This is a genomic window from Denitratisoma sp. DHT3 (genome assembly GCF_007833355.1).
GTDB lineage: Bacteria > Pseudomonadota > Gammaproteobacteria > Burkholderiales > Rhodocyclaceae > Denitratisoma.
This window is the reverse complement of sequence record NZ_CP020914.1, coordinates 1088109-1100429: the sequence shown is the minus strand read 5'-3', so window position 1 is coordinate 1100429 and position 12321 is coordinate 1088109. Positions and strand designations below refer to the sequence as shown.

Here is a 12321-nt window from a genome sequence, read left to right as displayed (position 1 = left end):
CTCCCGCCGTGGCGATGCCGGAGGCCAGGCAGAGCGTCAGGCAAGTGACTTGGCCAGAGCGTTTGATGCGGCGGTTCATGCCGGGCCCCTCTGTCCAGGGATGGTCAGAAATCCACCCTGACCAGACGCGGCATGGCGTAGCTGCCGTCGATCAACGGTGAAGTGGGGCCATAGAAACGCGGCGCCAGCCGGAAGCCTCCGGACTTGGGAATGGGCAGCCAGTTCTTCGCCTGGTCCGGCTGTGTCGGGCGCTCGCTTTGCAGATAGAAGGTCACCTTGCCATCTTCCACGTGGAAGGCGCCGGCTTGCAGCAGATAGCTGGTGACGCTGTAGCGATCGATGGGGTTGTCGACGAAGTAGCCATAGTCGTCGTAGACGGGGAGCTCCCAGAATTCGGTGACCGGCGGCAAATCCTTCAGGTCCAGGGTGAGCGTGTAGCGATGGGCGCCGTCGAGCTTGCGTCCCTTGGCATCCGTCAGTCCGAAGCCGATGGTGTGGGACTCGAAGGGGACGGGACTGCCCCAGGCGATCTCGGCGGCGCCCGAGCGCAAGACGTAGTCGTTCTCATCGTAGAACAGGCTGGTCTGGAGCTTCCAGCCATTCATCTCCAGCAGGGACGTCTCGAAAGCCTTCAACGCTTCGCGGCGCGCCTCGAAAAAGCCTTCCTCCACGGCGCGTATCTGTTCCTTGGTGAGTCCAGCCGGGTCGAATCGATGGCCTTCGCGCAAGCCGATTCCGGACAGGCGTTGCAGGGTCGCAAGCTCCTTGGCCGAGTCCTTGCGCTTGGTCATGGACGGGTCGTTGATCACCAGGCTGACCAGTTGCAGATAGTCCAGCGGCGTCATGTTCTTGGTCAGGTCGCTGATCCGGTCCATGCGGGGAAAGCTGGGATAGTCGCCCCGGACCATGGGTTGCGACTCCTCGGCGAGGGGCTGGCGGCCGTTCTTTTCCCAGAGGCTGAGGGGCATGATGGACAGCCCCTTGACCAGCGCCACCGCCCGGGCGACTTCCTTGTCGTCCCTGGCGTCGAGCAGCCCCAGTCGGCTCACCATGTTCACCATGTTGGAGGGGGCACGGATGATCTGGGGGCCTTTGAAGCCCGGCGGGAAGCGGCCCTTCCAGTCGGGTCCGACGATCAGGTACTGCTGGGGCTGATTGCCCGTGAAGGGGCTGCCTATGAAAAAGTACCAGTGGGCGTACTGATCCGCCGACTGGATGCTCCAGTAGCGCCCCTCGGGCATTTGGGGCGTGGTGATCACGATACTTTCCTGACGCAGGTCGAAGAAGCCACCGGCATAGATCGTCGATGCGTTGGGCGTGGTGGCGTAACGGTCCCTGGCCGTCAGAAGATGCGGGCTAGTCAGCACCCGATTGATGCCGCGATAGGCCGGCGCCTGTTCCATCATGGTGAACACATGCCTCAATTCGTAAAAGCCGACTTGCTGCATGCCCCAGAAGAAGGCTTCCTTGGATCGCTGCTTGATGGCCTCATGATCCAGTTTTCCGTCGATCTGGGGCGGGTTGCCGGCCGCCGAGGAGAGCCCCAGGCTGCCGGCCAGCAGGGCCATGCTCAGGAGAAGATGTCGTAGTGCGGTGGCAAGGCGAGGGATCAAGCATCGAGAAAGCATCGGGCGGATTCCTAGACGGTAAAGAAAAAACCCCGACCACCTGCGCAGGTGATGATCGGGGAGGAGAGACGGCGTTATGTTTCAGTAACGGTAGATCAGGTCGATGCCATAGGTTCTGGGTTCGCCCCAGATTCCGGTCATGCCGGCGAAGAATCCGCCATTGGAGCCGAAGGCCAGATACTTCTTGTCGGCCAGGTTCTTGCCCCACAGGGCCACGGTCAGACTTCCATTGTTGCCGGGACCCACGACAATATTGGACAGGGCGATGCGGCCGTTCACCAGGCTGTAGGAAGGCGTGGTGGCGTAGGACGGGTCGATGATGCTTACCAGAGCCCCTGTGGCGCTGAAGCTGTCGGCGATAGTCGTGGATTGCTTGCCGAAATAGGAATAGTCCAGGTGGGCCGACAGCTTGCCGGGACCGACGCGACCGAACTCATAGTCGGCATTCAGTGAATAGGAGTCTTTGGGTACGACAATATGATAGTAAGGCGTGACGTCGACCCCGTTGGAGACTACCTGATCAAAGCGCTGGGACAGGTGCGTCCAGTTCAATCCCAGCCGTAGCGCATTGCTCACTGCAGCGGCGACTTCGAGTTCCCATCCCTGGTAAGTGGCCTTGCCCGCATTCAGAACGTCGTAGCAGGAGGGGCAGGGAGGGCTGGTGGCGTTGGGGTTGGCCACCGAAATCTGTAGATCGTCGAATTTGCTGCGGAATGCGGCGAAGTTGATCCGCAGACGCCGATCCATCAGATCGCTTTTGAAGCCCAACTCGGTGGACGTGACGTTCTCCGGTGCGAAGCCGTTGCTGAAGGCGGCGGTGGTGGAGGATCGGATCTGGGTACCTCCTGCCTTGTAGCCCTTGACCACCTTGCCATAGACCATCAGTCCTTCGCTCCAGTGGTATTGCAGCGTCAGACTCGGTGTCGTCTTGGAGAAGTCCCGGTCCACGACGCCGTTGATCCGAGCCGCCTGGGCCGGCGGGACGAAAGTCTGGGCACCCGTCGACGCATTGTAGGTCCAGGTGGCGCCATTGCCCTGGTAAAGGCTGGCGTAACGGGAGTCACGGGTGTAGCGGATGCCGGGGATGATTTCGAGCTTGCGGCTCAGGATGTCGGGCGTCCATGAGAACTGGGAGAAGGCCGCCCATGAGCTGTTGTGAGCACGTGCCACGCGCACCCCGTTCAGACCTCCCAGCCAGTTGTTGCCGCCGTCGAAACTGGCGGCATAGCTATTGCCCAGGGTAATGTGGTTGTCGGCCTTTTCATCGAAATAGTAGAGGCCGGCCGTATATTTGAAATAGTCGCTGGGACGGCCGATGAACTGGATTTCCTGGGATACGGCCCGGTCGCCGGTGATGTCCATGGGGGCGCCAAAGCTGGCCTGGGGACCCATCTGGATGCCGACGCCACCGAAAACCGCGGTGGGGGAGACGATATAGGTGTTGGCGTAGGCATCGCGCAGTTCCCGTACCCCGGTGAGCGAGCGCAAGGTCAGGGTGTTGCTGGCTTCCCACTCCACCAGCAGGGTGTGCCCCTCGTTGACGACAGAGTTTTTCGAAGGCATGGAAATGCGGGCGGGATCGGGCGTCTGGACCGTCGTCATGCGTTCCTGGCTGCAGTTGCCAGGCTGTAGTGCCGTCGCCATGGCTGGCACGCTTCGGGCACCCGTCGTCGGATTGATGTTGCTGCCCACGGCGGTCAGACACTGGCTGGGCATGTTGCTGTAATCGGTCTTGGCCCAGTCGTAGCTGTAGTCGACGGTGACGACGTTGGACGGCTTCCAGCGCAGATCCAGACGCCACCCCTCGGCTTCCCGTGCGCCGAAATTCTCGCCGCCCCGGCTGCTCTTCAGCCAGCCGTCGTAGCTGCTGTTCAGATAGGCGATCTTCGCCGCGAAATTCTCGGACAGGGGAATATTGACGTTGGTCTTGGACAGTACCCGCCCGTAGTTGCCCACCGTGATCTGCTGATTGAAACCAAAGTCCATGTACGGCTTGGCCGTGATCAGGTTGATCGCGCCCGAGGTGGCGTTGCGGCCGTAGAGCGTACCCTGGGGGCCCTTCAGCACCTCGATGCGCTCCAGTTCCGCGACCGACATGTTGAGGCCGTTGCCCCGTGGGATGTAAATACCATTCACGTGAACCGCGGCCGGGTTGTCCTGAGTGATTTCCACGGCATTGCCATTGATGCCGCGCAAGGATGGCATCAGGTTCTCCTGGGCGGTGGGAAATGCCTTGAAGGCCAGGCCGGGGACCAGGGCGCGGACATCGGACAGGCTGGTAATGGACGCCCGCTCCAGGGTGCGGGCGTCGAAGGCTTGGATCGAGATGGGCACATCCTGGGCCGATTCGCTGATCTTTTGCGCCGTGACGATCAATTCCTCCAGCTGGGGCTGGCTGAATGCTGCCAGGCGGGGCTCGTTCGTCCCCGCGCTTTTTTTTGTTGGGCAGCGCATTTACGGTGTCTTTGGTACTGGGGCTGATCACCAGGGTTTTGCCGGTGATCTTGTAGTTCAGCCCAGATCCGCCGAGGAGAATTTTCAAGGCGGATTGGAGCGAATGAGTGCCACTGAGCGCTTGCGAGCGGAGGTTCTTCACATCGCCCGCGGCGACAGCCAATTGCAGTCCCGCCTGACGGGAGAAGGCGACCAAGGCCGAGGCCATGTCCTGGCCCGGGATATCGTAAGACATGACCGACGCTTCGGTCTGGTCAGCCACTGCCTGGGCTGAGTCAAGCGCGACTGCGGATAGCAGCGCAGTCATCAAGACCGACACCAACCGTTTTTTTGCAACCAGTTTTGGGGGACGGCCAATCTTCCCGATCCTGTTCATCGAAGCTCCTCCACATGGGTCTTATATACGTTCGTTTCATGCATGAGACTGGAACCGGGCCTGGCAGGGAATCGCCGAGTCTCGCTTCACGGCATGCGGGTATATAACGAACGGCAGAGTCGATTTGGGAATGCGTGCGCGACTATTCCTGCTCGCGTAGGTCATGAAACGGACCTTGCCGGATCAGGAGTGCTCCGCGACCGCTTTCCCTCGGCTGCGCCTGGAGGCTGGAACGGCTCTCAAATGGATGGCCTGCTCGGAGGCGATGATCTGGATCGGAATGGTCTGATGCAGCGCCTGGACCCATTCCAGAATGCCATCCGAGGTAACCGTACCCGTGACATGGACCTGTTTGAGTCTTTCGTGGTCGATGTAGATCGGCCTGGCCGCATAGCGGTTGAGATCGGACACCACCGAGCCCAGGGATCGATCGATGAAGGAAAAGCTGCCGGTGCGCCAGGAACCGATTCGATCGGGGTTGACCTGCCTTACGGGTCCCAGCCCGGTCACCGTGGAATACGACTCCTCGCTGCCCCGCTGCAGAAACACGGATTCCGAATGCGGCGTATCCATCCTGACCTGGACCACGCCTTCCACCACGCCGACGGTTACGCCGTCATTGCCGCGATTGACGTTGAAGGCCGTGCCGACGGCCTTCATCACCCCGCCAGCGGAATACACCATAAAAGGGCGGCGGTTGTCCTTTGCCACCGTAAACATCGCTTCCCCCTCCGTCAGGCTGAGAAAGCGGCCATCGCGGCGGAACTCGACCGAGAGCCGGGTGCCGCCTCCGATCTCCACCACGGAGCCGTCCTGAAGGCGTACCGTCCGGTGTTCGCCGACCCGGGTCGCGTATTTTTCCTTGACGGGCAACTGTTGCCAGAAAAGCAGGGGCAGGATGATCGCCGCCAGGAGGGAGGCCGCGATGGCGCCATGGCGCCATCCCCGGCGGCCCCGGCTGGTCTGAACCGTATCCTGGGGGAACGGCGCCACATTCGAGGAGGCGCCATGCTGCGGCCCGTGCCAAGCCTGTTCGACGTGGTCGAAGGCGGCACGGTGGGCCGGGGACTGGTCGATCCAGGCCATCGCCCGGTCGATCTCCTCCATGCCCACGTCGGCTTCCTGTAGACGCAGGAACCAGCGGGAAGCCTCGGTATGAATGGAATTCCGATGAATGATTTTCAGCCCTCCCGCTCAGCCAGTTGTCGTGCGCAATGGGCCAGGGCGCGCAGGACATATTTGCGGACCATGCTTTCGGTCAGGTTCATTTTCTCGGCGATTTCACCGTACTCCATTTCATCGATCTTGTAGTTGATGAAGGCCATCTGACACTTGCCGGGGAGATCTGCGATCAACTGGCCGATACGGCCCAGTTCCTGTCTGGCGATCGCGATGCGTTCCGGTGAGGCCGTTTCATCCTCGACGATGGACAGGCGCTCCTGGGCGGCCTCGGAATGGTCCAGGAGGGACCGTTTCTGCTCCTTGAATCGATCGATGGTGATGTTCTTCGCTGTCGTGAATAGCAGAGAACGGAGATCCTGGTCGAACAGTTGGGTCCGGCGCTGATACAAGCGCATGATGGCGTCCTGGGCCACATCCTGTGCATCGTGCTCCGAGCCGAGGCGGCTTTTCAGGAAACGGATCAGCGCATTCTGGTTCGTCCGGAAGACCTCGCGCAGCCGTTCCCCGATTTCATCATCCGCCGGGCCGACACCCGTACGAATCGGAAACGGCAACACCACCGCGCCGTTGCCGGAAGACGGTGGTGAGGTCGGACTATTTCGCACGATGGACTTCGCCATGACCGGGTAAACGAGCGGCAGATCGATTTTGGGAATCGAAGCTGCCGTCTTTGCCGCAGGCGGTTTCCTGTCGCAAGGAGCCGGGCTGGCGACTATCTGCTCTGGGGCAGGGCAGTGGAGGCGCCGTCCCGCCGGCGGTTCAATTGCCCATGCGCTCGAGCAGTCTGCTGAAGTCCCAGAATGCCCGCAGCGACAGGATCTTGCCCGCGCTGTCCACCTTGTAGATGGTGACCATGGGCGTCTCGTTGACCGTGCCGTCGGGCCCCGTCGTGCGGCCCACCCAGACGTTGGCGCACTCGTCGCCGCAGGGATAGGAGGCGTGGATGGTGAAATCGAAATCGCCGCCTTTGGAAATAATGTTGTCGTAGAAGCCGGCGATCGCCGCCTTGCCCCGATGGCCCTGTCCGGACGGATCGAACGGCGAGGGACCGACCGGGTCCTGGACCACGCCGTCCTCGGCGAACAGGGCCAGCCAATCGTCGCGCCTTTTTTCCTTCACCATCTGCGGCGAGACGAAGCTGGCGAGCTGGGCGGGGGTTTTTGCGGTTTGCATATGAGTCCTCCTGTAATGGTTTTAATCTGAAAACATTAAAGAGTAGATCACGATCCCAGGCGTCGATGCAACCTTCCGGCAAGTCCCGTGGGTGGCAAGTCCTGTGGTGACGTGCGCATGTCCGTGCCTGCGGCTTCATCATGCCGATGCCGATCCGCCGGATTCGGGCACGAGTCGCCGGAGTCGTGCAGAATGCCGCCTTTATCCAGTCTGGCGCCGTTTCCATGAGCATTGCCGCTGTCGTCTCGTTCGTTCTGGGCCTGTTGGCCGGGGCCGTTTCGGTGTTCCTCCTGCTGCGCGGCCGCATCGCCGAGGCCCGGGAGCGCGGGCGCCTGGAGCTTGAGCCGGAGCGGGCGGCCCTGGCGGAGCGGGTCGCGGCCCGCGAACAGGAGCTGCGCGAAGCCCGCGGCGGTTTCGAGCGGCAGGTGGGCGAACTGCGCGGCGAGGCCGACAAGCACGCGCGGGAGGCCGCCGCCCTGCGCGAGCGGGCTGCGGCGCTGCACGCGGACCTGGAAAAGGAAAGGGCGGTGGCCGCCGAGAAGCTCGCGCTGCTCGAAGAGGCCCGCCAATCGCTGTCCCAGGCTTTCCAGGCCCTCTCGGCGGAGGCTCTGCAACGCAACAACCAGTCCTTCCTGGAACTGGCCAAGGCCAGCCTGCAAAGCTTCCAGGAGGGCGCCAAGGGCGACCTGGAAAAGCGCCAGCAGGCCATCGGCGAACTGATCGCGCCGGTGCGCCAGAGCCTGGAGAAGTTCGAGCTGCGCGTGCAGGACGTGGAAAAGGCCCGGGTCGGCGCCTACGAGGCGCTGACCGTGCAGGTGAAGTCGCTGCTCGACAGCCAGGGGGAACTGCGCCAGCAGACCGCCAATCTGGTGAAGGCCCTGCGCGCGCCGCACACGCGCGGCCGCTGGGGCGAACTGCAATTGAAGCGCGTGGTGGAAATGGCTGGCATGCTGGATCACTGCGATTTTTACGAACAGGCCAGCACCGACACCGAGGAGGGCCGGCTGCGTCCCGACATGGTGGTGCGCCTGCCCGGCGGCAAGAACATCGTGGTCGATGCCAAGGCGCCGCTGGCGGGCTATCTGGAGGCGCTCGAAGCCGGCGACGAAAACCAGCGCCGGCACAAGATCGCCGACCACGCGCGGCACGTGCGCGACCACCTGACCAAGCTGGGGCGCAAGTCCTACTGGGAGCAGTTCCAGCCCTCGCCGGATTTCGTCGTGCTGTTCCTGCCCGGCGAGACCTTCTATTCCGCCGCCCTGGAGGCCGATCCGTCGCTGATCGAGTACGGCGTCGAGCAGAAGGTGATCCTCGCCACGCCCACCACCCTGATCGCCCTGCTGCGCGCCGTGGCCTACGGCTGGAAGCAGGAGGCACTGGCCGACAACGCCCAGCAGATCAGCGCCCTGGGCAAGGAACTCTACGACCGCATCGCCGTGCTGGCCGACCACTGGGGCGACGTCGGGCGCCATCTGGGCAATGCGGTGGGCGCCTACAACAAGGCCGCCTCCTCGCTGGAGTCGCGCGTGCTGATCAGCGCCCGCCGTTTCCGTGATCTGAAGGCGGTGGCCGACGACCGGGAAATCCGCGAGACCCGGCAACTGGATTCCGTGCCGCGCAGCCTCCAGTCGCCCGAGTCCTGAGCGTCGGCCGTCGCGCACAGGCTCGCGTGCTGAGCCAGTAGCGCCGGCATCATGGCGCCTCCCTTTCAGGAGACCGTCATGAATGCTCGTTCCTTCGATGTGGATATCGCCGTTTTCTACGGCGTGACCGCCATCTGTACCGTGCTGGTGCTTGTGCTCTGACCGCTCATGCAAACGAATTTCCATCCCCGGAACATGAAATGCGCGGAGGGCGGGAAGTCCCGCCCCCTCCCATCCTCCCCCTCTCCGGGGGCGGCGATTGCACCGGCGCGCCGTGTCCGGACGTTTGCCCCGCCGTTTCAGCGGGCGATTCCGCGATAATCGGCCTCATGTTCACCCTGTTCCACGGCAACCGCCAGGAGCTCCTGGCCCGGCTTCTGGCGGAGCGGCTCAAGGCCGCGCCGGCCGGCTTGTTCGAAGCCGAGGCCGTGGTGGTGCAGAGCGGGCCGATGGCGCGTTGGCTGCAACTGTTCCTGGCCGAGGAACTGGGCATCGCCGCCCAGTTGCGCTTTCCCTTTCCCGCCGGCTACCTGTGGGAATTGTTCGCCGCCGTGCTGGACGACGTGCCGCGCAGTTCGCCGTTCGCCGCCGGCCCCCTGCATTGGCGCCTGCTGCGCCTGCTCGGCCAGCCGCGCGAGGAGGCGCTGTTCGCGCCGCTGCGCCATTACCTAACCGCTCATGGAAGCCAATGCTCCACCTCGACGCATGAAACACGCGGAAGGCAGGAAGGCCCGCCCCCTCCCGACCTCCCCCTCTCCGGGGGAGGCGATCGCATTAGCTCGCTGCGCTCGGATGTTTGTCCTGCCGTTTCAATGGGCGATTTCACGCTGAATCGGCGCGACAGCCTGGCGCTGCGCCTGGGCGCGGTGTTCGAGGACTACCTGGCCTACCGTCCGGACTGGCTCGCCGCCTGGAGCGAGGGCCGCCTGCTCGGCCTGGGGCCGCACGAAGCCTGGCAGGCCGCGCTGTGGCGGGAGCTGCGGGCCGGCATCGCCGGCCTGCCGGCGGCGCATCCGCGCGACGCCTTTCTCGCCGTCCTGGCGCGGGAGCCGCGTCTCGCCGAGCGCCTGCCGCGCCGCATCGGCCTGTTCGGCCTGGGCAATCTGCCGCCGCCGTACTTCGAGGTCTTCCGCGAACTCGGGCGTTACCTGGACGTGAGCCTGTATCTGCTCAACCCCTGCCGGCTGCATTGGGGCGACGTGGTGGCGCGCCGCGTCGCGGCGCGCCATGCGGCCCAATCCATCGGCTCCGTCGGTGGTTTCGCCGATCCCGCCGATGCGGGGATGGCGGATTCGCTGGCCGTCGGCAATCCGCTGCTCGGTTCCCTGGGCACCCTCTCGCGGCAGTTCTTCGACATGGCCGCCGCCGGGGCCGACGCCGAGATCGACGTCTTCGTCGAGCCTGGGCGGGAGGACCTGCTGGCGCGGCTCCAGGCCGACCTGCTGGACCTGGTGGAACGGGGCGGGAGCACCGCCGCGGCGCCGCCCGTGGCGCTGGCGGCGAACGACGATGGCGATACGCTGCAAATCCATGTCTGCCACGGCCCGATGCGGGAAGTGGAAGTGCTGCACGACCGGCTGCTGGCGCTGTTCGAGGCCGATCCCGGCTTGCGTCCCGGCGACGTGCTGGTGCTCACGCCGGACATCGACGCCTATGCGCCGCTGGTGGAGGCGGTGTTCGCCCCGGTCGCGGGCGCGGCGCTGCCCGCCATTCCCTTCACCGTCGCCGACCGGCCGCCGGCCGCGCGGGCCGCTTTGCCGCGGGCGTTCGCCGCCTTGCTCGATCTGGCGTCCGGCCGCCTGGAGGCCGAGGAGGTGCTGGCCTTCCTGGAACAGCCGCCGGTGGCCCGGCGCCTCGGCTTCGACTCGCGGCGCCTGGAGCGGGCGCGCGACTGGGTGCGGGCCGCCGCGATCCGCTGGGGCGTGGATGGCGCCTGGCGCGCGGCCCAGGGGGCGGCCGAGGGCGGCATGCTGCCGGCGCGCGAGGAGCATGGCTGGCGGGCCGGACTGGAGCGCCTGCTGCTCGGCATGGCGATGCCGGGGGAGGCGGAGTCCGGGCTGTTTCTCGGCCGCCTGCCGGCGGCGGAGATCGAGGGCGGCGCGGCGGGCGACCTGGGCCGTCTGATCGATTTCGCCGAAAGCCTGTTCGCGGCCCACGCGGCGCTGAACCAGGCGCGTCCCGTGGCGGCCTGGGCCGAAGTGCTCGCGGGGCTGCTGGAACGCCTGTTCGACAGCGGCGAGGACGTCGCCGACCAGCGCGCCGCCCAGGCCCTGCGCGCCGCGTTGCAGCGGGTGGCGGCCGACGCGGCCCAGGCCGGCTGCGTCGACGCCGTGCCGCTGGCCTGCCTGCGCCAGGCCCTGGAGGCCGCCCAGGCCGAGGCGGCGCCCGGCTGGACCTTCCTCGGCGGCGGCGTCACCTTCGCCGCCCTGCGTCCCTATCGCGCCGTGCCGGTGCGGGTGCTGTGCCTGCTGGGCATGAACGACGGCGCCTTTCCGCGCAATCCGGCGCGGCCCGGCTTCGACCTCGTCGCCCGCCATCCGCGGCCCGGCGACCGCGCGCCGCGCGAGGAGGACCGCCACGCCTTCCTCGAAGCGCTGCTCTCGGCCCGCGACCGGCTCCACATCAGCTACGTCGGCCGCAGCAGCCGCGACAACAGCGAACTGCCGCCCTCGCCGCTGGTCAGCGAACTGCTCGACGTGCTGGCGCGCGGCTACCGCCGCGAGTCCGCCGCTGGCGGCGCTCCGGACGGCCATGCCGTCGCGGCGTCCGTCATCGTGGAGCACCCCTTGCAGCCCTTCAGCCGGCGCTACTTCGACGGCAGCGGCCCGGCCAGCTATCAGGCCGACTATGCCGCCGCCAGCCGCGCCGCGGCCGGGCGGGGCGGCGGGGGCGCCCGGCAGGCGCGGCCCTTCCTGGCCGAGCCGCTGCCGGTCGTGGATGACGGCGCGAATGATGACGCGGATAAGGATGCGCTCGACCTGGAGGCGCTGATCCGCTTCCTGCAAAACCCGGCCCGCCATCTGCTGCGCCAGCGCCTGGGCATCCATCTGGAACAGAGCGAAGGGCTGATCGAGAACGCGGAACCCTTCGTGCTCGACCCTCTGGCCCGCTACGGCCTCGATGCCCGCATCGTCGAGGGCCGCTGCGCCGGCGAGTCCGCGGAAACCGTGATGGCCCGGGCGCATGCGCGGGGCGAACTGCCGCACGGCGCCGTCGGCCAGGCCGCGTTCCGCCGCCGCTGGCAGGCGCTGGCGCCGTTCGTCGAAAGCCTGGCCCGGGAACTGGCCGCAGAATCGGCCACAGAGCCGGCCGCCGCCGGCATCCCCTCCGGCGAGCCGGCCCGGTTCGAACCGGTCGCGATTGTCCTCGACCTGTCCCTGGCCGGACTGCGCCTGGGCGGACAACTGTCCATTCCGGGGCCGGCCGGCCTGCTCGACTGGCGGCCCGGCAAGACGCGGGCCAAGGACCTGCTGGCCCTCTGGGTGCGCCACCTGGCGCTGAACCTGGCGGCGCCCGCCGGCATCCGCCCGGTCAGCCGGCTGCTGTGCCTCGACGCCAGCCATCGGCTGGGGCCGGTGGCCGACGCCGGCGCCTGCCTGACGGCATTGCTGGCCCTGTGGCGGCGCGGCCAGCGTGAACTGCTGCCCTTCTTCCCGGCCACGGCGCTCGACTGCGTCCGACAGAAGGGCGGCTGGCGTAATACCTGGGACAGCGATTTCGCCGGCGCCCGGCCCGAGAAGGACGACCCCTATTTCGACCTCGCCTTCGCCGGCACCGACCCGCTGGGCGAGGAATTCGAGGCGCTGGCGCGGCAGGTGTTCGTCCCCTTGCTCGCCGCCTTGGAGGAGGCGTAAAAATCATGATG

Annotated in this window: 7 protein-coding genes and 1 pseudogene; 2 read left to right on the top strand and 6 right to left on the bottom strand. The window is 65.9% G+C overall.

Annotated elements, in window-relative coordinates; genetic code table 11:
• Positions 1 to 104 precede the first annotated feature (104 nt).
• From B9N43_RS04935 to B9N43_RS04910, 6 genes and pseudogenes are all read right to left on the bottom strand, one after another.
• Entirely contained in the window at positions 105 to 1568 is a 1464-nt protein-coding gene (locus B9N43_RS04935; protein WP_222428808.1) for a DUF1254 domain-containing protein, read from the bottom strand.
• 141 nt (positions 1569 to 1709) lie between these two features.
• A complete protein-coding gene (locus B9N43_RS04930) occupies positions 1710 to 4082 on the bottom strand; it encodes a TonB-dependent receptor (protein ID WP_145841209.1) in 2373 nt (790 codons plus the stop codon).
• Positions 4083 to 4113: 31 nt separating this feature from the next.
• Positions 4114 to 4290: pseudogene (locus tag B9N43_RS17735) on the bottom strand (STN domain-containing protein); the annotation flags it as partial.
• Between the two features lie 351 nt (positions 4291 to 4641).
• Positions 4642 to 5619 carry a FecR family protein gene (locus tag B9N43_RS04920; RefSeq protein ID WP_261379437.1) on the bottom strand — a complete coding sequence of 326 codons (978 nt, stop codon included), beginning with the start codon at positions 5617 to 5619 and terminating at the stop codon, positions 4642 to 4644.
• A gap of 20 nt (positions 5620 to 5639) precedes the next feature.
• A complete protein-coding gene (locus B9N43_RS04915) occupies positions 5640 to 6260 on the bottom strand; it encodes an RNA polymerase sigma factor (protein ID WP_145841206.1) in 621 nt (206 codons plus the stop codon).
• A 139-nt stretch (positions 6261 to 6399) separates the two neighbouring features.
• Positions 6400 to 6813 carry a nuclear transport factor 2 family protein gene (locus B9N43_RS04910; RefSeq protein ID WP_145841204.1) on the bottom strand — a complete coding sequence of 138 codons (414 nt, stop codon included), beginning with the start codon at positions 6811 to 6813 and terminating at the stop codon, positions 6400 to 6402.
• A 224-nt stretch (positions 6814 to 7037) separates the two neighbouring features.
• Between B9N43_RS04910 and rmuC the strand changes: the two genes are divergently transcribed.
• On the top strand, positions 7038 to 8456 hold the full coding sequence (rmuC, locus tag B9N43_RS04905) for a DNA recombination protein RmuC (protein ID WP_145841203.1): 1419 nt from the start codon (positions 7038 to 7040) through the stop codon (positions 8454 to 8456).
• A gap of 329 nt (positions 8457 to 8785) precedes the next feature.
• Complete coding sequence (gene recC / locus B9N43_RS04900; RefSeq protein ID WP_186453987.1) at positions 8786 to 12310, top strand: exodeoxyribonuclease V subunit gamma; 3525 nt, start codon at positions 8786 to 8788, stop codon at positions 12308 to 12310.
• Positions 12311 to 12321 lie beyond the last annotated feature (11 nt).

Excerpts from the sequence above, each read along its gene's own strand:
- B9N43_RS04935 (WP_222428808.1), bottom strand. The coding sequence starts at position 1,568 with ATGGCCCTGCTGGCCGGCAGCCTGGGGCTCTCCTCGGCGGCCGGCAAC.
- B9N43_RS04930 (WP_145841209.1), bottom strand. The coding sequence starts at position 4,082 with ATGCGCTGCCCAACAAAAAAAAGCGCGGGGACGAACGAGCCCCGCCTG.
- B9N43_RS04915 (WP_145841206.1), bottom strand. The coding sequence starts at position 6,260 with ATGGCGAAGTCCATCGTGCGAAATAGTCCGACCTCACCACCGTCTTCC.
- B9N43_RS04910 (WP_145841204.1), bottom strand. The coding sequence starts at position 6,813 with ATGCAAACCGCAAAAACCCCCGCCCAGCTCGCCAGCTTCGTCTCGCCG.
- rmuC (WP_145841203.1), top strand. The coding sequence starts at position 7,038 with ATGAGCATTGCCGCTGTCGTCTCGTTCGTTCTGGGCCTGTTGGCCGGG.
- recC (WP_186453987.1), top strand. The coding sequence starts at position 8,786 with ATGTTCACCCTGTTCCACGGCAACCGCCAGGAGCTCCTGGCCCGGCTT.